The organism is Sulfurovum sp. TSL1 (assembly GCF_019972135.1).
Lineage (GTDB): Bacteria > Campylobacterota > Campylobacteria > Campylobacterales > Sulfurovaceae > Sulfurovum.
The window spans coordinates 1,009,121-1,031,962 of sequence record NZ_BPFI01000001.1 but is presented as its reverse complement, the minus strand read 5'-3'; the positions used below and the strand labels follow the sequence as shown (position 1 = coordinate 1,031,962).

At 40.6% G+C, this 22,842-nt stretch carries 22 protein-coding genes and 1 tRNA gene; 20 read left to right on the top strand and 3 right to left on the bottom strand.

The window, feature by feature from the left end:
* Position 1 precedes the first annotated feature (1 nt).
* From rmuC to LDM98_RS04985, 6 genes are all read left to right on the top strand, one after another.
* Positions 2 to 1,552 (top strand): DNA recombination protein RmuC, encoded by a 1,551-nt coding sequence (gene rmuC, locus LDM98_RS05005; RefSeq protein WP_223898245.1) that lies wholly within the window; start codon positions 2 to 4, stop codon positions 1,550 to 1,552.
* A complete protein-coding gene (gene ppk2 / locus LDM98_RS05000; RefSeq protein WP_223898244.1) occupies positions 1,545 to 2,393 on the top strand; it encodes a polyphosphate kinase 2 in 849 nt (282 codons plus the stop codon). Before rmuC ends, ppk2 begins: the two co-directional genes overlap by 8 nt.
* Positions 2,368 to 2,718, top strand: coding sequence for an arsenate reductase (glutaredoxin) (arsC, locus tag LDM98_RS04995; protein WP_223898243.1), 351 nt, complete (start codon positions 2,368 to 2,370; stop codon positions 2,716 to 2,718). Before ppk2 ends, arsC begins: the two co-directional genes overlap by 26 nt.
* A 109-nt stretch (positions 2,719 to 2,827) precedes the next feature.
* Positions 2,828 to 4,423 (top strand): ABC-F family ATP-binding cassette domain-containing protein, encoded by a 1,596-nt coding sequence (locus LDM98_RS04990; protein WP_223898242.1) that lies wholly within the window; start codon positions 2,828 to 2,830, stop codon positions 4,421 to 4,423.
* A 132-nt stretch (positions 4,424 to 4,555) separates the two neighbouring features.
* On the top strand, positions 4,556 to 4,690 hold the full coding sequence (locus LDM98_RS11770) for a hypothetical protein (RefSeq protein ID WP_255593283.1): 135 nt from the start codon (positions 4,556 to 4,558) through the stop codon (positions 4,688 to 4,690).
* Between the two features lie 16 nt (positions 4,691 to 4,706).
* On the top strand, positions 4,707 to 4,844 hold the full coding sequence (locus LDM98_RS04985) for a hypothetical protein (protein ID WP_223898241.1): 138 nt from the start codon (positions 4,707 to 4,709) through the stop codon (positions 4,842 to 4,844).
* Positions 4,845 to 4,933: 89 nt separating this feature from the next.
* On the opposite strand, the gene LDM98_RS04980 is transcribed toward LDM98_RS04985, so the two are convergent.
* Positions 4,934 to 5,671 (bottom strand): YebC/PmpR family DNA-binding transcriptional regulator, encoded by a 738-nt coding sequence (locus tag LDM98_RS04980; protein ID WP_223898240.1) that lies wholly within the window; start codon positions 5,669 to 5,671, stop codon positions 4,934 to 4,936.
* Positions 5,672 to 5,756: 85 nt separating this feature from the next.
* Between LDM98_RS04980 and LDM98_RS04975 the strand changes: the two genes are divergently transcribed.
* Together LDM98_RS04975 and LDM98_RS04970 are read left to right on the top strand one after the other, a co-directional pair.
* A complete protein-coding gene (locus LDM98_RS04975; protein WP_223898239.1) occupies positions 5,757 to 7,193 on the top strand; it encodes a YdiU family protein in 1,437 nt (478 codons plus the stop codon).
* A gap of 35 nt (positions 7,194 to 7,228) precedes the next feature.
* A complete protein-coding gene (locus LDM98_RS04970; RefSeq protein ID WP_223898238.1) occupies positions 7,229 to 7,546 on the top strand; it encodes a co-chaperone YbbN in 318 nt (105 codons plus the stop codon).
* A gap of 477 nt (positions 7,547 to 8,023) precedes the next feature.
* Here LDM98_RS04970 and LDM98_RS04965 read toward each other — a convergent pair whose 3' ends face one another.
* Positions 8,024 to 8,401, bottom strand: a complete 378-nt coding sequence (locus LDM98_RS04965; RefSeq protein ID WP_223898237.1) for a biopolymer transporter ExbD — start codon at positions 8,399 to 8,401, stop codon at positions 8,024 to 8,026.
* A complete protein-coding gene (gene exbB / locus LDM98_RS04960) occupies positions 8,401 to 8,826 on the bottom strand; it encodes a TonB-system energizer ExbB (RefSeq protein WP_223899065.1) in 426 nt (141 codons plus the stop codon). Before exbB ends, LDM98_RS04965 begins: the two co-directional genes overlap by 1 nt.
* A gap of 183 nt (positions 8,827 to 9,009) precedes the next feature.
* Between exbB and gyrA the strand changes: the two genes are divergently transcribed.
* The 12 genes from gyrA (at position 9,010) to LDM98_RS04900 (ending at position 22,768) form a co-directional block, all read left to right on the top strand.
* Positions 9,010 to 11,511: a DNA gyrase subunit A gene (gene gyrA, locus LDM98_RS04955; protein ID WP_223898236.1), complete on the top strand. Its 2,502-nt coding sequence runs from the start codon at positions 9,010 to 9,012 to the stop codon at positions 11,509 to 11,511.
* Position 11,512: 1 nt separating this feature from the next.
* Complete coding sequence (locus tag LDM98_RS04950; RefSeq protein ID WP_223898235.1) at positions 11,513 to 12,550, top strand: aspartate-semialdehyde dehydrogenase; 1,038 nt, start codon at positions 11,513 to 11,515, stop codon at positions 12,548 to 12,550.
* Complete coding sequence (locus LDM98_RS04945) at positions 12,550 to 13,062, top strand: YqhA family protein (RefSeq protein WP_223898234.1); 513 nt, start codon at positions 12,550 to 12,552, stop codon at positions 13,060 to 13,062. The genes LDM98_RS04950 and LDM98_RS04945 overlap by 1 nt, the downstream gene beginning before the upstream one ends.
* Positions 13,062 to 14,111: a uroporphyrinogen decarboxylase gene (gene hemE, locus LDM98_RS04940; protein ID WP_223898233.1), complete on the top strand. Its 1,050-nt coding sequence runs from the start codon at positions 13,062 to 13,064 to the stop codon at positions 14,109 to 14,111. The genes LDM98_RS04945 and hemE overlap by 1 nt, the downstream gene beginning before the upstream one ends.
* 54 nt (positions 14,112 to 14,165) lie before the next feature.
* A complete protein-coding gene (locus LDM98_RS04935; protein WP_223898232.1) occupies positions 14,166 to 14,507 on the top strand; it encodes a four helix bundle protein in 342 nt (113 codons plus the stop codon).
* Between the two features lie 107 nt (positions 14,508 to 14,614).
* Positions 14,615 to 16,024 (top strand): HD domain-containing protein, encoded by a 1,410-nt coding sequence (locus tag LDM98_RS04930; RefSeq protein WP_223898231.1) that lies wholly within the window; start codon positions 14,615 to 14,617, stop codon positions 16,022 to 16,024.
* Positions 16,017 to 16,973 carry a radical SAM protein gene (locus LDM98_RS04925; RefSeq protein WP_223898230.1) on the top strand — a complete coding sequence of 319 codons (957 nt, stop codon included), beginning with the start codon at positions 16,017 to 16,019 and terminating at the stop codon, positions 16,971 to 16,973. Before LDM98_RS04930 ends, LDM98_RS04925 begins: the two co-directional genes overlap by 8 nt.
* A 76-nt stretch (positions 16,974 to 17,049) precedes the next feature.
* A tRNA-Asn gene (locus tag LDM98_RS04920) sits at positions 17,050 to 17,124 on the top strand.
* 201 nt (positions 17,125 to 17,325) lie between these two features.
* Positions 17,326 to 18,213 carry a hypothetical protein gene (locus LDM98_RS04915; protein ID WP_223898229.1) on the top strand — a complete coding sequence of 296 codons (888 nt, stop codon included), beginning with the start codon at positions 17,326 to 17,328 and terminating at the stop codon, positions 18,211 to 18,213.
* Between the two features lie 106 nt (positions 18,214 to 18,319).
* Complete coding sequence (locus tag LDM98_RS04910) at positions 18,320 to 21,445, top strand: DEAD/DEAH box helicase (protein WP_223898228.1); 3,126 nt, start codon at positions 18,320 to 18,322, stop codon at positions 21,443 to 21,445.
* A gap of 294 nt (positions 21,446 to 21,739) precedes the next feature.
* The gene (locus tag LDM98_RS04905) at positions 21,740 to 22,141 is read left to right on the top strand and encodes a hypothetical protein (protein WP_223898227.1); all 402 of its coding nucleotides are present in this window, start codon (positions 21,740 to 21,742) and stop codon (positions 22,139 to 22,141) included.
* Between the two features lie 111 nt (positions 22,142 to 22,252).
* Positions 22,253 to 22,768, top strand: a complete 516-nt coding sequence (locus LDM98_RS04900; protein WP_223898226.1) for an ORF6N domain-containing protein — start codon at positions 22,253 to 22,255, stop codon at positions 22,766 to 22,768.
* Positions 22,769 to 22,842 lie beyond the last annotated feature (74 nt).

Genomic DNA, 22,842 nt, shown 5'->3' with positions numbered 1-22,842 from the left:
TATGCAAGAGTTAGTGATGAAAATAGAGAATGATTCTACATTAATGCTGATGGCAGGTCTGGCACTGGTCGTACTCCTGGTCATTGTGCTTGTAGTCGTAGTGTCTGCCATGAAGGTCAAAATATACAAAGACAGGTTTTGGAACACCAAGGTCGATAACCAGGAGAAAACGGAATATATCTCTGCATTGGAGCATGAGCTTCAAGCCTATAAGATCAAAAATGCAAGCAATGAGCAGGAGTTGCAACAGTTTTCAGAAACGAAAGAGGCACTGAGGTCGACCAATGAAACACTGACCAATTTACAAGGGAAATACAATGAATTGGAAAAAACACTCAGCCAGACAAAAGCACAGCTTGAAAGTGCCCAAGGGGTCCATGCAGCACTGTTAGAAGAGCATAATATGCTTAAAGGCCGTCAGGACGCCATCCTTGAGGAGAACAGTAAGTACCGCACGAACAATGCACGTTTACTGATGAAGCTTGAGAGTGAAGAGAGGCATGCATCCTCTCAAAAAGAGATGATGCTCAACCATAAAAAAGAGATCAAAGATGAGTTGGAAGCGCTGGCCAAAAAAGTGTTTGACGGAAATTCCCAAAAGTTCGCAGAGTTCTCCAAAGAGAACCTGGACAACATGATCAAACCGCTTCAAACACAGATCTCAGAGTTTAAAAAACAGGTAGCGGACACCTATAACACGGAGAGCCAGGACAGGGCAGTGTTGAAAAATGAGATCAATTCACTCAAAGAGCTCAATAAAAAGATCAGTAAAGATGCGATCAATCTTACCAATGCACTCAAAGGTGACAGCAAACGGCAGGGCGTCTGGGGTGAAATGGTACTTGAAAGTGTACTGGAAGCTTCAGGACTGCGTAAAGGATATGAATTTGAACGTGAAGTGAGTCTGCGTACGGATGAAAATGAGATCCTGCGACCGGACGTAGTGGTACATCTACCGGACAAGAGAGATGTGATCATTGATGCGAAGACGTCGCTTGTAGCCTATGAACGTTTCGTGAATGCCGGAGATGATGATGCCAGAGCGTTGCATCTTGCTACACACTTAAATTCCATCAGAGCACATGTCGAAGGACTTGCCAACAAGAATTATGAACGACTCAAAGAGGTCAATACCTTGGATTTCATTTTTATGTTCATGCCTATAGAGGGTGCCCTGGCTGTGGCACTGGAACATGACAGCAGTATTTATGACAATGCTTTTAAAAACAAGATACTGCTTGTCGGACCGACCACACTGCTGGTAGCAATGAGAGCGGTTGAAAATGTTTGGAAATATGAACGTCAAAACCAAAATGCGCAAGAGATAGCCAGAAGAGCAGGTGCCATGTATGACAAGTTTGTCGGTTTCTCTGAAGACCTGATGAAAATATCCAAACAGATCGACGGTATACAGAACAGTTTCTCTGCCGCGCGAAACAAATTGAGTGACGGTAAAGGAAACCTTGTAAGACAAGTGGAACAACTCAAAGAAATGGGTGCGCAGACCAACAAGTGTATCCCTAAAGGCCTGAACGGAGATAAAGATGACTAAACAAAAGATTATCTATACAAAAGAGCTTCCAGAGTATCAGAAGAAGCCTTCCAAAGTTTTCAAGAAGTCTGGAAAGATAGAACGAGACTTTTATGAAAAAGAGGCCCTTAGGCTTCAGTATGAACTGGTCAAATTTCAAAAATGGGTGATCGATAACAACAAAAGAGTTTTAGTGATCTTCGAAGGTATGGATTCGGCAGGAAAAAGCTCCAGCATTAAAGAGTTCAATAACTATCTCAACCCGAGAGAAGCGCGTTCGGTCGCCCTGCCCAAACCAAACTCAAAAGAGTTGGGGCAGTGGTATTTCCAGCGTCATTTAAAACAGATACCCAATGCCGGTGAGATCGTATTTTTTGACAGAAGCTGGTACAATAGAGCCGGCATAGAACAGGTCTTCGGTTTCTGTACACAAGAACAACATGATCACTTTTACAGACAGGTGAACGGTGTAGAGGAGATGCTGATAGATGATGGTGTGTTGATTTTCAAGTTTTATTTGAACATCACACATGAAACAGAAAAAAAGCGTCTTAAAGACAGAGAAAATGATCCGCTTAAAGGCTGGAAACTTTCTAAATTGGACTACCTGTCACTGGATGCCTATGATACCTATGCAGTGTTACGTGATAAAATGTTCAAACTCTCCGGTACAGAGCATGCCCCTTGGTGTGAACTGGATGCCAATGACAAAAAAAGAGCACGCCTCAATGCTATCCGGTACTTACTCTTGAACATAGCGTATACAGGTAAAGATAAAACGCTTATTAACGGGGTAGATAAAAAGATAGTCACATTACATAGCAAAGGAGAATATTATGGCAAATGTAACCATATGGCATAACCCAAGATGCTCAAAATCAAGAAACGCAGCGGCACTTTTAGAAGAAAAAGGTATTGAAGCAGAGGTCGTCAAATACCTGGATACACCTCCGAGCAGAGAGGAACTAAAAGCAGTGCTTAAAATGCTGGGTATCTCGGCTAGAGAACTGATGCGGACCAAAGAGGATCTCTATAAAGAGTTGAATCTGAAAGAAGAGACAGATGAGGAGAAACTCATAGAGGCCATGGTAGAAAATCCCAAGCTCATCGAGAGACCTATCGTGATCAAAGATGGCAAAGCGGCTATCGGTCGTCCTATTGAAAATATTATCGATCTGCTTGATTGATCTTCTCTGGCTAAAGGGTTTTATGGTGATAAAGACCCTTTCACCCATACTTTCTGCCACTTTCAGACCATTATGTTAAAATTCCAATCATTATTTACAAGGATCAGATATGCTTAGTACAGTCAATTTAACACAGCGCTATGGAAAAAGAGTGCTTTTTGATAAGATCAATATCACTTTAGATGCAGGGAAGCGTTATGGCCTGATCGGGGCAAACGGTGCAGGAAAGTCAACATTCCTCAAAATTCTTTCGGGTGAGATAGAACCAAGTGACGGTGAAGTACAGCTTCAGCCTGGACTCAAACTGGGTGTTTTGAGTCAAAACCAGTATGCGTTTGAAAATTATACGCTCAAAGATGCCGTACTCTATGGAAACAAAAAACTTTTTGATGCACAAAAAGAGAAAGAGAAACTCTACATGGAAGGTGACTTTGAGAGTGATGAGGTCAACAACCGTTTGGCCGAACTTGAAATGATCTGTGCAGATGAAGACCCTACCTATGAATCAGATGTCAAGATAGAAAAACTGCTTGAAGCGCTAGGTTTTCCCGCATCACAACATGATGATCTGATGTCTACGCTGACGGGAGGGGACAAATTCAAGATCCTCCTTGCACAGGTACTCTTCCTCAAACCAGATGTATTGCTTCTGGATGAGCCTACGAACAACCTGGATATGGATACGATCACATGGTTGGAAAATGAACTGAAACGTCATGAAGGTACACTGCTTGTGATCTCTCACGACAGACACTTCCTTAACGGTGTCGTGACACACATTCTTGATCTTGATTTCCAGAATATCCGTGAGTTTACAGGGAACTATGATGAGTGGTACATTGCAGCCAACCTTATCGCCAAACAGGCAGAAGCAGATAGAGGCAAGGCACTGAAAGAGAAAGACGAGCTTGAAAAGTTCATCGCGAGATTCTCTGCAAATGCCTCCAAAGCGAAACAGGCAACCAGCCGTCAAAAGCAATTGGACAAACTCGATGTCAGTGAGATCAAACTCTCATCAAGACGTGACCCTTCCATTATGTTCAAGGCACACCGAGAGATCGGTAATGAAGTACTTGAAGTGGAAGGACTTTCCAAAAGCTATGAAGGGGAAACCGTTTTTGAAAATCTTACTTTCAAGGTAAACAAAGGTGACAAAATTGCCTTGATCGGTACCAACGGTGTAGGAAAAACCACGCTGCTTAAAATTCTTATGGGAGATGTCGAACCTGATGCTGGTACGTTTAAATGGGGACAGACCATTACCACCAGTTACTTCCCGCAAAATACGACAGACCTTGTCGTAGGTGATGAAGAGTTGCCACAGTGGATACAAGGGTTTGATCCTAAATGGCATATCGATGATATTAGAAAAACCTTGGGTCGTATGCTTTTTAGCGGTGAAGAGCAGAAAAAGAAAGTGAATGCATGTTCAGGTGGGGAAAAACACCGTGTCATGCTTTCCAAGATCATGATGGATGCTTCGAACTTCCTCGTGATGGATGAGCCGAACAACCACTTGGACCTTGAGGCGATCGTTGCTTTAGGCGAAGCGTTACATAACTACCAGGGGGGTGCGATCTGTGTTTCTCACGATAGAGAACTCATCGATGCATTTGCAAACCGTATCATCAAACTCAACGAAGATGGGACGATGATCGATTTTGAAGGCGGCTACGAGGCGTTCGTAGAACAACACGAACAGTAAGCTTTTCCTCTCTCTATGATCACAGACTATCCAGGCTGTGATCATCACACAACACTATCCGATATCTCTTCACACTCTCTTCATACTTTTATTCTATACTTCCTCATCTTTAAAAAAGAAAGGATTCAAAGAATGAAAAAATTAATCACACTATTACTAATGGCTATCGGTTTGGCATCAAGTGCATCGGCACATCACATGGCACAGTCTGATACTGCAGGTATCTATATCGATGAAGATTCACCGCATCTTTTGATGACATTTTAATTGAATAAGGATTGATATGAAAAGATTAGCAACACTATTGCTTTTGGCTATCGGTTTGGCATCAAGTGCATCGGCACATCATATGGCACAGTCTGATACTGCAGGGATCTATATTGATGAGGATTCACCGCATCTATTGATGACATTTTATTAAGAAAAGCTCCACTCTCCTAAGCATATCCACCATGACGGATATGCTTTTCCCTCTGTCTCTATCGTAAGTATTATGAGATATATGAGGCTTTAGGCGATATTTGTAAAGACAGATTGCACGTCTTCATCTTCTTCAAGTTTATCGATCAGCGTATCGACCTCTTCCATCTGTTCGTCACTGAGCTCTATCGGCGTATTGGCAATATATTCAAGTGTCGCTTTTTTCACTTCTATATTCATATCTTCCAATGCTTTACTCAGTTCACCAAATGCAGTAAAATCACCATACACTCTGACGATCTTGATATCATCACCTACCTCTTGAGGCTCGATATCTTCTTCTATCTCTTCCAAACCAAAGTCAATGAGTTCTAATTCCAGCTCTTCGAGGTCCATATCTTCCGTTTTGTTAAATACAAACACACATTTACGTGTGAACATGAAGTTCAATGAACCCGATGTCAACATCTCTCCACCGTTTCTGGTAAGTATGGCCTTGACATTGGCAACCGTTCTTGTATTGTTGTCTGTTGCACACTCTACGATCATCTGCACACCATGTAGAGCTTTGACATCATATGTCAACTCTTTGATATCCGCAGCATCTTTTGCCGAAGCTCTTTTGATCGCTGCATCGATGTTGTCTTTAGGCATATTTTGCGCTTTGGCATTGAGAATCGCTGTACGCAGTTTAGGGTTCATGTCAGGATCCTGACCGCCTTCTTTGGCTGCCATAGTGATGATCTTTCCTAATTTTGGGAAAAGTCTTGACATGGTTCCCCATCTTTTCATTTTCGCTGCTTTACGGTATTCAAACGCTCTACCCATTCGTGATTCCTTACAAATTGAATTGTGTGATTATACTCCTATTTGGCTTAAGTAGCATCAAAGCCCTGCTGTGTAGAATTTAACTATGAAACTGAATGAAATAAAACTGACCAATCCCTATCTGGCATTACCGGAAGAGTGCTATACAAGAGTCAAGCCTACACCACTGGAGAATGTTTTTTTGATCCATGCCAATGAAGAAGTGGCCAAGCTGTTGGATATAGACTGCGAAGAGCTCTACAGTGATGCTTTTGTTGAATTCGTCAATGGTGCATGGGAACTTACAGGGTCAGATCCTTTTGCGATGTGTTATGCAGGGCATCAGTTCGGACACTTTGTCCCACGTCTGGGAGACGGACGGGCCATCAACATAGGGACGATCAAACAGTGGCACCTGCAGCTTAAAGGGGCAGGCCAGACACGTTACTCACGTTTCGGTGACGGGCGTGCGGTACTTCGCTCTTCCATCCGTGAGTATCTGATGAGCGAAGCGATGCATGGACTGGGTATAGAAAGTACAAGAGCCCTGGCTCTCATAGGTTCAGAGCACAAAGTATACAGAGAAAAGTGGGAGACCGGGGCCATCGTGCTTCGTGTCTCTCCCTCATGGATACGTTTTGGTACCTTTGAGTACTTTGCACATAAAAAGCGATATGAAGAGTTGGAAGCTTTGGCTGACTATGCGATCGCGGAGAGTTACCCGCACCTGACAGATGTACCGAACAAATATCTGCAGTTCTTTACAGAAGTCGTAACCAAAACAGCCAGACTTATGGCCGAGTGGCAGGCCGTAGGCTTTAACCACGGCGTGATGAACACAGACAATATGTCTATCGCAGGGCTTACCATAGACTATGGTCCCTATGCCTTCCTGGATGACTATGACTATGACTATATCTGCAACCATACGGACCAGGGCGGACGTTACAGCTTTGGAAATCAGCCCAATATAGGGGAATGGAACCTGCAGGCACTGATGCATACTCTCTCACCGATGGTCCAACTATTCAAGTTGGAAAAAGCATTGGCACACTATGCAGAGCTCTACACCAGTAGATATCTTGAAGTGATGGGTCACAAGTTAGGCTTGGATGTTCTGAGAGATGAGGACCTGGAACTTATCAAACAATTATTGGGGATGATGCAGGGACTCGCTATAGACTATACACTTTTCTTTAGAACACTCAGCCGTTATGAGGGAGAGAGAACAGCTCTGTTGGAACTGGGTCTGTACCATAAGCCTATGAATGAGTGGCTGGACAGGTATGATGAGAGACTCAAAGCAAATACCTCCACTACTGAAGAGAGACGCAATGTGATGTTGCAGACCAACCCAAAGTTCGTACTCAAAAATTATATGCTCCAGGAAGCCATTGAAGCGGCGGAAAAGGGTGACTTTAGTGTGGTGGATACCTTGTTCAAGATAGCACAGGGTCCCTATGCCGAACATGAGGCACATGAAAGATGGGCAGGAGCTACCCCGGATGCATTTAAAAATCAGAAGCTGAGTTGCAGTTCGTAAAAGTTATAATTTTATAAATGATTCAAGGATAATCTATGACACTCGAAGAACTGCAAAACACGATAAAAAGTGAAGTAGGGGTTTTACTCTATTTCTCCGGAGAACACTGTAGTGTCTGCCATGCACTCAGACCCAAGTTCAAAGAGGTCTTTGATGAACACTTTCCTCTGCTAAAACAGATCTATTTGGATGCGCATGAAAACCCGCAGATCTCCGCACACTTTCAAGTCTTTTCAGTCCCTACGATGATCGTTTTCATGGACGGACACGAGTTTGCCAGAGAAGGACGCTCGGTCAGTATGCATCAGTTAACGGAGAAGTTGAAGCGGCCGTATACGATGATGACGGAATAGTGGAAGTTTGTATCTTCAACTTGATTTGTGAATTTTCTTGCTAAGCATGATGAGACTTTTGAAAGTTTTACTGAACTTCCTAACCATCCATAACTGTGGCGTTATTTCCCTCATACTTTTCTAGAAAAGTATGCAAAAGTCGACACTACTCTCAAATCGCTCCGCTTTCAAGGGTGTTCGTAGTGTCAGAAGCGTACTGTGTACGATTGATGAAGGGTATCGTAAACGATACTTATGCTTTTCCTGTTATTGATCGCACGAATGTGCGCCCATGTCATGGCGAACGCCCTTGAAAGCAACGCGATTCGAGAGCCATGACGCTTTTTTGCTTCGTTTTTTCTAAAAAAATGAAGAGGGTAGCAATACCGCAGTTTGAATGTTTAGGAAGTTCAATTAAAATGTCAGAAATGGTAATAATGATTGGGTTAGGGGTTAGATATCCCCGTACAAATACGAGGATCATAAATGCTGAAGTCGTTACTGTTTCGTAATGATCGAAATATTCTCAAACCCTTTGGTTTTAAGGATATCGATAATATCTACAAAGTACTGAAATTCACTGCTTTTATCCATACGCAGTGAAATAAGATCCTTTTTAGGATCAAGCTTCATCAGTTTTTCTTTGATAAGCTCAAGACTCAATACTTCTTTTTCATAGGAATAGACTCCCTCTTTATCGACTGCAATTTGGATATTTTTCTTCTCTTCGCTTTTTTTGGAACTGGCAGATGGAAGGTCTACTTTGATCGCTTGATTTTCTACGAACGTTGCTGTGGCAAGTACGATGACCAGCAGTACCAGCACGATGTCGATGAAGGGAACGACATTCATTTTGTCAAAGCGTTCTCTCCTCATTATGCGTTAGTATCCTGTGCGATTTCCCATTGGGCCAGGATCGTATCGACCCTTGTAAGCAGTGCATTGTAGATCACGGTTGCAGGGATCGCCACGACCAGTCCTGCTGCGGTCGCTTTCAGTGCCAGGGCCAGGTGTTTCATCACCTCACCAGGGTTGATCGTATCCTGTTGGTCACCTATGATATAAAACGTAAGGATAATAGCAAGTACCGTACCCAGCAGTCCTATATAGGGTGCATTTGAACCGATAGAGGCAATGGTCGCCAAACGTTTTGAAATATCCAGTTCCAACGCGGTTTTATTTTTGTAGTCTGTCACTTTGAGACCACGGTAGAAAAGTACTCTCTCGATAGCAAAGGCAAAGGTAATGAAACTCAAGAAAAAGAGAAATCCTATGATCCCATAATCTACGATATCTTTCAGTTGTTCAATTGGCACTATTTTTCCTCATCTGTTAATTTTGTCTGCATTATATAGAATCTAGTGTTAAAACTATGTTAAATCCATTTTAAGATACCTAGCGTCGATTTTAAGCGCTTTTTAGCCTTTTTATTTAAGCCGATGTTAGATACAATCAATACAATTTTTTACACAACAAGGAAATGCATGAGCGATCTGTTTGAAGAGCAACAAAATACCGGACAAGTGTTAATTGAAGATAGTATGAAGTCAAGTTACCTTGACTACTCTATGAGCGTCATCATTGGTAGAGCATTACCTGATGCGAGAGACGGGTTGAAACCTGTACATAGAAGGATCCTTTATGCGATGAACGATCTCAGTCTTTCACATAGAAGTCCTTATAAAAAATCCGCGCGTATCGTCGGGGATGTGATCGGTAAGTACCACCCGCACGGTGACTCCTCGGTCTATGACGCACTTGTACGTATGGCGCAAAACTTTTCTATGCAGGCACCGCTGGTTGACGGTCAAGGAAACTTCGGTTCGATCGATGGTGACAATGCGGCAGCGATGAGATATACCGAAGCACGTATGACCAAGATCGCTGAAGAGCTTCTTTCTGACCTTGAGAAAGATACGGTAGACTTTGTACCAAACTATGATGATTCCATGCAGGAACCTGATGTACTTCCTTCTCGTGTGCCAAACCTGCTTCTGAACGGTTCAAGCGGTATCGCGGTCGGTATGGCTACGAACATTCCTCCGCATAGACTGGATGAACTTATAGATGCGCTGGTCATGCGTATCGACGATACGTCAACAACAATAGAAGATATTATGAAAGTCGTACAGGGACCTGACTTCCCGACGGGTGGTATCATCTTCGGCCGAAAGGGTATTACAGATGCCTATACGACAGGGCGCGGACGTATCAAAGTACGTGCGAAAACGCATATCGAGCAAAAAGGTTCCAAAGAGATCATCATCATCGATGAGCTGCCTTTCCAGGTCAATAAATCCAGACTCATAGAGAACATTGCACAGCTTGTACGTGACAAACAGATAGAGGGGATCTCGGAACTGCGTGACGAGTCGGACAGAGAAGGTATCCGTGTGGTGATCGAGCTGAAGCGTGATGCGATGAGTGAGATCGTGCTTAACAACCTTTTCAAAAGTACACAGATGCAAGTGACGTTCGGTATCATCATGCTTGCGATCGCAGATAAAGAACCCAAAGTCTTTAATCTTATGGAACTGTTCGACCTTTTCCTGAGACACAGAAAAACGGTAGTGATCAGAAGAACGATCTTCGATCTTGAAAAAGCAAGAGCAAGAGCACACATCTTGGAAGGTCTCAAGATCGCTGTGGACAACATCGATGAGGTGATCAAGATCATCCGTGCCTCTTCAGATGATGTCGAAGCCAGAGAAAACCTCATGTCCCGTTTCAAACTTTCAGAGATCCAGGCAAAAGCGATCCTGGAGATGAGATTGAGACGTCTGACAGGTCTTGAGATCGAGAAGATCGAGAATGAGTTGAATGAGTTGCTCAAACTCATCGCAGAACTTGAAGCGATCTTGAAAAGTGAAGAGAAGATCAATGAAATCATCCGCGAGGAACTTGTAGAGATACGTGAAAAATATACCACACCGCGCCGTACAGAGATCGTAGATGATTATGATGATATCGACATCGAAGACCTTATTCCAAACGAGCCGATGGTGGTAACGATCACACACCGTGGGTACATTAAGCGTGTGCCTGTGAAGCAGTATGAGAAACAGCATCGTGGCGGTAAAGGAAAGATCGCTGTAACGACCTATGATGATGACTTCATCGAGAAGTTCTTTACGTCCAATACCCATGACACACTCATGTTCGTCACAGACAGAGGACAGCTCTACTGGCTCAAAGTCTATCGTATTCCGGAGGGGTCTCGTACAGCCAAAGGTAAAGCAGTCGTGAACCTTATCAATCTTCAGCAGGATGAGAAGATCATGGCGATCATCCCTACGGAGGATTTTGAAGCGGACAAAGGATTGGTCTTCTTTACACAAAACGGTATCGTGAAGAGAACCAACCTCTCTGAGTACTCGAACATCAGAAGCAATGGTGTAAGAGCGATCAACCTTGATGAAGAGGATGCATTGGTCGACGCGAAGATCGTCAAACCGGATACGAAATGGCTCTTCGTGGCAACGAAAAAGGGTCTGTGTATCAGATTTAAAGTAGAAGATGCCAGAGAGATAGGTAGAGTATCACGTGGTGTGACTGCGATCAAGTTCAAGATAGAAGGTGACCACGTTTGCGGTGCCACGACCATCGAAAATGAAGAAGATGAACTTCTGATGATCAGTGAAAAAGGTCTGGGTAAACGTACCACTGCGAGTGAGTACCGTGAACAGAACCGTGCGGGTAAAGGGGTGATCTCTATGAAGCTTACACCTAAAACAGGTGATGTGGTAGGTGTGGTATTTGTAGAAGAGGACAAAGACCTCATGTGTCTGACAAGTATCGGCAAGATGATACGTGTAGATATGGAAACCATCCGTAAAGCAGGACGTAACACCTCAGGTGTGAAGATCGTCAACGTAGATGCAAAAGACAGAGTGGTCAGCATTGCAAAATGCCAAAAAGCAGAGACACCGGATGAGAATGACGGTGACGATACAGAAGATACAGATAATACATTAGGATTAGTATAAGGTGAGAAAATATAACGTAGCAGTAGTCGGTGCAAGCGGTGCCGTAGGTGAAGAGCTTTTTAGAGTGTTGGAAGAGGTAAAATTCCCAGTAGAAGACCTATTGCCTTTGGCAAGTGCAAGATCGGCAGGAGAAACCATAGAGTTTCAAGGGGAAGAGTATAGGATAGAGGAACTCACCGAAGAGGTATTTGAAGGACGCAATATAGATATCGCATTCTTTTCAGCGGGTGGAAGCATCTCTGCTTACTATGCAAAGTATGCAGTAGAATCCGGAGCAGTGGTCATTGACAACACATCCCACTTCAGAATGGACCCAAATATACCGTTGGTGGTGCCTGAAGTGAACCCTGAAGACATCGCACTTTGGAAAGAGTCAGGCATTATCGCCAACCCCAACTGTTCTACCATCCAAATGGTACAGCTTCTTAAGCCTCTTCATGACCTTTACGGGATCAAAAGAGTGGATGTCAGTACCTACCAGGCGGTAAGTGGTGCAGGTAAAAAAGGGATGGAAGAGCTCGTACGACAAATGCAGGCTTTCTTCAACTTCACACTGGATGATGCGAAAGTAGAAGCATTTGCCCACCGCATTGCATTGAATGTCATTCCCCATATCGATGTGCCTCAGGAAAACGGTTACACAAAAGAAGAGATGAAAATGGTCAACGAGACCAACAAGATCATGCACAGTGACTTTGCAGTCTCTGCAACCTGTGTACGTGTACCGGTGTTAAGAAGCCACTCAGAATCTATCACGATCACATTTGGAGACAAAGTAGATGTGGATGTAGATAAAGCCAGAGAAGCATTGGGCAACTTTGAAAATGTGAAAGTGGTAGACGATATGTCTAAAAACGAGTATCCTATGCCTCTGACGGCAACCGATACGGATGATACGTATGTCGGACGTATCAGAAAAGATATCTATGCAAAAAATATCCTTCATCTTTGGGGTGTCGCAGACCAGGTAAGAGTAGGCGCTGCGACCAATGCAGTAAGAATCGCACAAAAATGGATCAAACTTGAGGAGAACGCATAATGTTGGAATCGTTATTTGAAGGAGCGATCTGGAGAAGCAGGTTTATAGTACTTTTGGCAGTGATCTTTGGTCTGCTGGGTGCCATCATACTTTTCGTGGTAGCTTCCATGGACATTTGGACTGTTGCAGTTACATCATTCCAGGTAGTGACACATGCCATACCGCATCCTGAACATTTTCACGAAGACGTGGTTGCCGGCATTATCGGAGCAGTGGATCTCTATCTGATCGCTGTGGTAATGTTCATCTTCTCATTCGGGCTTTATGAACTCTTTATTTCAGACATTGATGAGGCCACTGGAAAGAATGGCAGCAAATTACTGGCTATCCAGTCACTTGACCAGCTCAAGGACAAGATCGCAAAGGTCATCGTGATGGTCCTGGTGGTGAACTTTTTCCAAAGGGTATTGCATACGGAGTTTGCGACACCGTTGGAGATGCTCTATTTTGCACTCTCTATCACGGCATTGGCAGCAGGATTGTATTTTTTAGGAAAAGTAGGTAAACACTAATGGGTAAGATATTTGTAGATGCATGTTTGGGAAAAGAGACACCATACACACCGGTATGGATGATGAGACAGGCAGGACGTTACCTGCCGGAATATATGAAAGTAAGAGCAGAAGCAGGAAACTTTCTTAATTTGTGCCATGATCCTAAAAAAGCAGCAGAAGTCACGATCCAGCCGCTGGATATCGTGGGTGTGGACGCGGCTATTTTATTTTCAGATATTCTGGTTATTCCGGATGAGATGGGTATGGATTTGAGCTTTGTGAAAGGGGAGGGACCAAAATTTTCTGATCCTTTAACTTCACAGGAAGACTTGGACAGACTCATCGGCGGTGAAGAAGCAGCCAGTAAACTCACCTATGTCTATGAGACGATAGCACTGCTTAGAGAACAGCTGGACGAAAGAGGTGACGATAAAGCACTTATAGGCTTTACCGGTGCCCCATGGACCTTGGCTACCTATATGATAGAAGGACAAGGAACCAAAACCTACAATATCTGTAAGAAGATGATGTACTCTAACCCTGAACTTCTCCATAACATCCTTAGAAAAGTCACCGAGGTCGTGAAACTGTATATGGAAAAACAGATACAAGCGGGTGTAGATGTCGTACAGATCTTTGACTCCTGGGCAGCAGCTATCGAGCCTGGTAACTATGATGAATTTTCATGGAAATACATGGTAGAGATCGCTGAGTATCTGAAAGAGAAGTATCCGCATATTCCTGTGATCATGTTCCCTAAGGGTGTGGCAGCCTTTATCGAGCGCGGCTTGGTGTATGGAAACTTTGATGTCTTCGGTGTAGACTGGGGAACGCCTATGGCTTTGGCCAAAGAGAAATTGGGCGACAAATACGTCCTTCAAGGAAACATGGAGCCATGCAGACTCTACTCTCAAGAGGCAACAACAAAGTGTGTAGAATCCATCCAGGAGACTATGGGCGGTAAAAGACACATCTTCAATCTCGGACACGGTATTTTACCTGATGTACCGGTAGAGAACGCAAAACATTTCGTTAGCGAGTGCCAGAGAGTGAGTGCTAAGCGCTAGAGCTCTTTAGCACAGTGCTGAGAGATGAGCGTTGAGCGATGAGAAAGGGGCAATATGCGATGTGAGAGACTGGATGTCTGGAAACGATCCTGTCGTTTATCTGTAGAAGTATATAAATTATTTTCTGATTCAAAAGATTTTGGTTTTAAAGATCAAATTACCCGTAGTTCCCTTTCCATCGCCAGTAATATTGCAGAAGGCCTTGAAAAAGAATCTTCTAGGGAAAAAATACGTTATATTGAAATTGCCAAAGGTTCGGGTGCAGAACTCATCACACAAACCTATATTGGCATAGAAATCGGATATATCGATAAAAATATCGGTATGTCATGGGTGAAAGAAATAAAAGAGTTATTAAGAATGCTTGGTTCATTAAAGAAAAATTATGCAGAGTAATTCTCAACGCTCAGAGCTCAACACTCAGTTCTCCCCAAAGGCGCGCCAGACACATATACAAAATCGTAACACCTAACACGTAATACGTAGCACCATAAAGGAACTTTATGCATAGTCATTCTCAACGCTCAACGCTCAATACTCAACTCTCGCCCAAGGCGCTCCAAACCGTCGAGGAGTGTGAACTTGGGATCGTAGGGCACAAAGTGTTCGTACGTCTCAAAGATATCCCGATGTATCTCTCTAAACGTACCAAAGACAGCATACGAAACCGCTATAGCCACTCTGTTGAAGTAGGATTAAGCACAGAGTATATACTCAACCATATCAGCAGACAACTCGGAAATGATGTCGATCTGAATTTTTTCAAGATAGGAAAGATCGTAGGACTTCTGCATGACATTGGCCATACGGCATTTAGCCATGACGGTGAAACCATTTTGGACAAGATGCTGCAAAAGGCTTCTGCTTCTTTCGATACGCCTCTAAGGTTCAACGCCAACCTCAATAACTTCAGACGTATCCTCAAGTACGGATTTTATGACAATCTCCCGGAAGATGTCAAACAGTATGCCTTTGCTTCTTTGGTCAAGCGTGTGCATGAACTTGAAGAGTATCCGGAGTATCTCTATCTAAAGCAGTATGTTCAGGATGCCATTGCGCTGGAAGAGAAATATCTTGGGTCCAAAGGGATCACGATCCAAAACAGTACAGGCAAAACCATTCTGTGCCAGGCGATGGACCTGGCAGATGAGAACAGGTACCGGGTGACAGACATCATCGATTCGCTCAACATCTATTCGATAGAAAAACTTCAGGAGATCCTGCTGCGTTCCGTCAAGAGTGAAGTGCGGGTCAAAGATCTACGCAAACTGGTCCATCTAAAAACACTCACTGTGCCCGGCTATGAGAGCGTGCACTATGACAAGATGAAGATCAAAGAGCTGCTGATCGCTCTGCTGAACCGCTCAAGCAATGCCAAAACGGAGTTTCAAAATATCATGAATGCTATCTCCATGGCGTTTAACAGGAACTTTCGATTACGCGAAGACGGCAAACTTGTACCAGTGGACGAAGAGATCGAAGCCTTAAGAAAAGAGTTCCAAAAGGTCGCGGCAAAGTATCTGTGGGGTTCCAAAAAGGTACAGAATATCAAGAAGCCTTTCAGCCACTATTTTACGACCGTAGCGGACTATTTTATCAACAAAGAGTTCGACATCGAGCTGATCGACAGTAATACCTATAAAGAGAAGCTCACAGTATTGCAGAAGAGTGAGTTAGATAAGGAAGCTTATCTAAGAGAGAAGCTGAGTCTCATGCGAAATTTTCTGGGAGGATTGACCAATCTGAAGATCATGGAACTCTATAAAAAAATCGCGCTCTTGAAGTTTGAAGCAAAGCTGGGGTATAAACTGGAAAACCGTGATAAACTGGTTGACAAGAACACGGTAGATTCTTTTGAAAAAAAGTTGAAAAAAAAGAGTCAAAGATTACTAACAAAGAGAAGTGATGTCTGATACAACTGAATGCTTAACGCTTAACGCTGAACACTCACCAAAGGTGATCTTCGGTCCCATCCATTCACGCCGATTCGGCAAGTCTTTAGGGGTTGACCTCAGTCCCGGTAAAAAGCAGTGTAACTTTGACTGTCTCTACTGCGAACTTGACCCGGCCAAGACGATGGATGCCTATGATGATGTTGTGAGTGTAGAAGAGGTGACCACTGCACTGAAAGCAGCACTGGGAGAGCATGGTGATGTAGACTTCATCACGCTCACGGCCAATGGGGAACCCACACTCTACCCGTATCTCTCAGAGCTTATAGACGAGATCAACAGCTTTAAGGGCAGCACCAAGACGCTCATCCTCTCCAACGCGGCCAATATCGACGATGTGAAGGTACAGGATGCACTTTTGAAACTGGATGAAGTGAAACTCTCTTTGGACTGTGCGACTCAAAAATGTTTGCAAAAACTTGACCGTTCCCATAAGGGGATCGATGTAGAAAATATCAAGTCAGGGATGTTAGCGTTCAAAAGCAGATACAAGGGACCGCTCGTCATAGAGATACTCATTGTCAAGACGCTCAATGACTCCAAAGAGGAGATCGCCAAGCTCAACGAGTACCTGCTCAAACTGCAACCCACACGCATAGACATAGGCACCATAGACAGACCGCCTGCGTATGAGGTAAAGCCTGTCAGTTATGAAAAACTGCTGGAGATCAGCCATCTTTTTGACAGCTCTTTGCCGGTCTACATCGCTTCACGTAAAAAAGCCGAGATCTCGGCTTCCAGCTACAGTGAAGAGGAGATACTGGAAACTTTATCTAAACGTCCTTTGACGGCAGAAGACATCGAAGCACTTTTTGATGAAGAGAGCCAGAAGAGAGTCCAGGATCTTCTACATAAAAAGAAAATAAAGCAAGTTTCAACAAATGGCGTAGAATTTTACAAAAAAGCCTGAAAAACTCTTGACATTAAAGGACTTTTTCCCTATAATCTCACCCACGAAACAAGCACACAGCTTTTTCAATCATTGTTCCGGCATAGCTCAGCGGTAGAGTAGATGACTGTTAATCATTTGGTCCGAGGTTCGAATCCTCGTGCCGGAGCCACTTCATAAAAATAATCCAAAAAATATAAAATCTATAACAACTTTTATAAAACAGAAATTCTCATCACTAACGTAATTTTTTTGTTTCTATCCTCTTTTCAGTAAAGGGATATTAAGTATTGATTTATTTAAAGTTTTTCTTAAAGTTCTTTGCTATCATTGATTGCATTATAATTAAAAAATTAATTCAAAAGAGAAATTGATGTCAAATATTAAACTTATTTCAACTAGTGCCCTTTCTAAAAAACTTTCAATACCAAAAAACAGTCTCGATCAAATTCTCATATCTTCTGGTTTTATTGAAAAGGCTAATGAAGGCTTTAAATTGACAAAAAAAGGTGAAGAAAATGGTGGCTGTTGGCATACACACGCGAAATTTGGAACCTACATTGTTTGGCCTGAAAATATTTCATTTCCTAACGATGCTATTACACAAAACAAAGAATATTTGAATGCTACAAATATAGCAACTAAGTATAATCTTTCAGCACGTAAGATCAATATGATGCTTTCTGAGATTGGCTGGATAGAGCGCTATCTAAAAGGTTGGACTATTACCGAATTGGGTAAAAAGAATGGTGGTATTGAAAAAGAGAACACACGCAGTGGCATACCTTACGTAGAATGGCCTGAGAGTATATTTGATAGTCATGCATTTAAAGCAGTCATAAATGAAGTTCAGGGTAATGCAGGCGAAGAAACTCAAGAGAAAGTAGATAAGTCAGATAATAATGACTTCCGTACCAAATTTGAAGCTAAACACCGAGCAACAGATGGACATTTTGTCCGTAGTAAAGCAGAGATGCTTATAGACAATTGGCTTTATATGGCTGAAATTGTACATGCATATGAACGTCGTCTTCCTATTGAAGAAGAAGTCTACTGTGATTTTTATATTCCTACCGGTAAGATTTATATTGAATTTTGGGGTTTAGAAAATGATCCTAAATATAGTGAGCGCAAGCGTGTAAAAAAAGAAATCTATGAAAAGTATAATTTTAAATTAATTGAGCTTACCGATGAGGACGTCTTCAATCTTGATGATGTTCTTCCTAAAATGCTTTTGAAGTTTGGGGTACAGACGTATTGATTGTTATATTTGAAGATAGGCTATGAATTAGAAGGTAAATTCCTTAATTAAGTGTTGAAAATGAGTAGTTTAAAGTAAAAAAATATTATTTACATAAGGTGTAAAATTGGAAGAACTTGGAATCTATGAACAGCTCATCAATCAACTTATCTCATCGAAACTTAGTAAATTTGATAATGAAAAATTTTACATTCAACAATCTATTATAGAAAAACATGAAGCAGCTCAATTTTTAAGTCATTATTTATTAAAGGTTATTAAATTTGCACTAAATATGGTAACAGATGAAGAGAGTATTGAGAAACAAATTTCTATATCTAATAAAATTATTTTACTTTTAAAAAATGAGTTAAACAATAGTGAATTCGATAATGACCTAATAGCAACAAACGGAAGAATATTAAATGCAATATTTTCAAAAATGGATTCCAATATTTCTGATTTTGATAAATATATCAAAGAAATTACCCCATACACTAGGCTTACACAAAGTGAACTGTTTACTGGAAGTAATGTAGGAATTTCATTAGAAAGTGAAATTAAAAAAGAGATTAGATCTTCACACAAAATATATCTTCTTGTCTCTTTTATAAAATGGTCTGGAATAAGAATATTTGAAAAAGAACTTCGTGAATTTACAAGCAAAGGCAACAAACTAAAAATCATCACTACTTCATATATGGGTGCAACAGATTTAAAAGCAGTTGAGTTTTTAGCGAGTTTACCTAATACTGAAATTAAAGTTTCCTATAACACAGCAAATGAAAGACTTCATGCAAAATCATATCTATTTTTTAGAAACACTGGTTTTCATACAGGATATATAGGTTCTTCTAATATTTCTAAAAGTGCTTTAACAAGTGGTTTAGAATGGAATTTAAAAGTTACTACAGTAGAAATTTCACATATTATTAAAAAATTTGAAAAGACTTTTGAAACATACTGGGAAGATAAAGAGTTTGAACTTTTTACAGGTGAGCAAAAAGAAAAGCTCCAACTAGCTTTAAAAAATGATTCAATTGAAAACCAGAATAAATTTTCAACTTTTTTTGATATTAGACCTTTTCATTATCAAGAAGAGATTCTTGAAGAATTACAAACGCAAAGAGATATACATAAACGTTTTAAAAATTTAGTTGTTGCCGCAACAGGTACAGGAAAAACGGTAATAAGTGCATTTGACTATAAGAGGTTCAAAAATAATAACCAAAACAGTAAATTGCTATTTGTTGCTCATCGTAAAGAGATTTTACTTCAAGCACGTGCGACATTTCAATCAATTTTAAGAGATAATAACTTTGGTGAGCTTTGGGTAGATGGGATAGAACCAAGTAGTTATGAATACCTTTTTGCATCGGTTCAAACTTTACAAAACAATATTGAAGCACTTCAACTATCATCAGACTACTTCGATTTTATCATTATTGATGAAGTGCATCATATTGCAGCAAAAAGCTATCGACCGATTTTAGAAAAATTTAATCCAAAAATACTTTTAGGTCTTACTGCAACACCTGAGCGTATGGATAATGAAAATATTTTAAATGATTTTTGCGATGTGATTGCAGCTGAAATAAGACTTCCGGAAGCTCTGAATAGAAAACTTCTTTGCCCTTTTCAATATTTTGGTATTAGCGATAATGTTAATTTACAAAATATAAAATGGCAAAATGGAAAATATCAGGTAAACGAACTCAATGATGCTTTATCAACTACACAAAGAGTTGGTGATATATTACAAAAATGTGAAGAGTATTTAACGGATATAAATGATGTTATTGCCTTAGGATTTTGTGTTTCACAAGAACATGCTCAATTTATGAGTGAAAATTTTTGTAAAGCTGGATTAAAAGCTGATTATCTTATTAGTGGCAATAAAAATCGTGATGATATTAAATATAAACTACTAAATAAAGAGATTAATTATCTTTTTGTGGTTGATATTTTTAATGAAGGTGTAGATATTCCTGAAATTGATACTATATTATTTTTGCGACCAACTGAGAGTCTAACTGTTTTTTTACAACAGTTAGGTCGTGGACTTAGGTTTGCTGATAATAAAGAGTGTTTAACCGTTTTAGATTTTGTTGGAAATTCAAGAGAAGAATATGATTTTGAAGGAAAATTTAGAGGATTAATTGGTAAAACATCAACTTCTGTAAAAGATGAAATAGAAAATGAATTTCCACATCTTCCTTTAGGTTGTTCTATTGTTTTAGAAAAAAAAGCAAAAGAGCATATTTTAAATAATATTAAAAAGGCAACAATGCTTGGAAAAAGAAAACTTATCAATAAAATTCAAAACTTTCAAAATTACACAAACTTACCACTTACAATCAGAAATTTTACAATAGTAAATCATATTCCTTTAGAAAAACTCTATAAAAATGATAGCTTTACAAAATTATGTTATGAAGCAGATGTAGTAAAAGAATTTAGTGAGATTAATGAAAAAGAGCTTGTAAGAGCAATTACAAAAAAGTGGTTACTCACAAAATCTTACAAATATTTTAAATTTATTTTAGATCTCATTCAAAAGAATTTTAAATTTAATTCAGATTGTGAAGAAGAAAAACAAATGGCGCTAATGCTATATTATGATTTTTTTCAAGAACCAAATGAATTTGATAATTTAGAGGAAGGTATAAACTATATTGGAGAGAATAAACTATTAAGTGATGAGTTAAAAGAGGTTTTAGAACTTTTATGTGAAAAAATAAACTATATTGAATATGATTTAAACCTTCCTTTTCAAACGCCAATTAAAGTCCACTCAAGATATACAAGAGAACAAATTTTAGCTGGCTTTGGTGTTCATAGTTTCGATAAAAAATCAAGTAGTCGTGAAGGCGTTTTAGATATCAAAGATAAAAATACAGAACTTCTTTTTGTGACGCTTGAAAAAACAGAAGAAAAATATTCTCCAACTACAATGTACGATGATTATGCGATCAATGAAAAACTGTTTCATTGGCAATCACAAAATTCAACTAAACCTGAATCTCCAAAAGGTCAAAGTTACATCAACCATCAACGAAATGGCAAAAATATAATTCTATTTGTTAGAGAAACAAATCACGATGAAAACAAAAATGTTATGACCTATGTTTGCTTAGGTAAGGTCTTTTATAAATCTCATTATGGAAGTCAACCAATGAGTATTACATGGGAACTTGAACATGAAATTCCGCCATTTTTATGGAAGAATATAGCAAAAATGTCAGTAGGTTAATAATATTTTATCGTAGGTACATGCTTGTAATATATTTTTTATTTCTCCCATAGGGTATCAAATGAATTATAAAAATTGTGGAAATAACATATAGGTTATCAAATAAAATATGAAGTTCGAACAGTACTGATTTTGAGAAGATCGATACCAGTAAGATACATCCCATAGAGTTATGTCCCCGCCACACTCAAAGCAAAATTTCAGAGAAATGAAAATGCCTATTTGAACAAGGCCATCGCACTTGGCTACATCAATCATTTTCTTGATGAGAGCGGACTTGCAGTGTTTGAATAGGTGATCGGGACAGGAGACCACAAACGGCTGCTTTATGGCCAGTTCGGAAAGATCAAACTCACCAACCCCTTACAGTTCAAAACAAGCAAAGGAAGCAAATCCATCAATTCCGGGTTTCAGTTTGAGATCGACCTTGTGCTTGAGAACAGGGATGAGATCATACTCTTTGAAGCAAAAACAGGAGAGAGGCCCTTCACGAACTTTTCTCTCCTGCAACTCTACTACCCCTTGATCTATCTTCGCTCGATCCTGGAAGAACCTAAACCTATACGCACCGTCTTTCTAGACATCACTACCACACAAAACAGCGAAACCTACCGGCTGCTGGAAGTCCATTTCAAGGATGATTTGTTCGATGAGGTGGAAGTCCTTTCTGCCTGCGAGTATACGAAAAACTGTTAAATATGCCAATTTGCACCCCAAGGGCATTTCCTCTCTTTGTTCAGGGCCCATATTTTTCAACATCCATCGTTTTATATATTACACTGACTTATCAATATGAAGGAGTCATAGATGGATGAGATGATGGTACAGGGTGAGATCAGTAGTCGTATCTATACTATACGTGGTGAACAAGTGATGCTTGATAGGGATCTGGCAGCAATTTATAAAGTAGAAACTAAAGTACTGAACCAGGCAGTAAAAAGAAATATAAAAAGATTCCCAAGTGACTTTATGTTTCAGCTTAATGACGCTGAGAAAAATGAACTGGTCACAAAATGTGACCGGTTTAAAACTTTAAAGCACTCATCGGTTAATCCTTATGCTTTTACGGAGCAGGGTGTTTATATGTTGGCAACTGTTTTAAAAAGTGATGTGGCTATAGAGGTTAATATCGCCATTATGCGAACATTTACCAAACTGAGAGAGTTCAGCAAACACTACAATGCTTTAGCCAAGAAGATCATCGAAGTGGAGCGCAAAAGCGACAGACAGTACAAGGAGCTGACCAAAGCGCTGGACGAACTGATAGAAGAATCCAAAGCAGCCCAGAGCAAGACCATAGGGTTTATCCAGCCTGAACAGTGAAATGTATCTCTTATATGTTGAATATGTTAAAAAATGTCAATTTGACATTTTTTTAAGTATATGTGTTTTTAGTC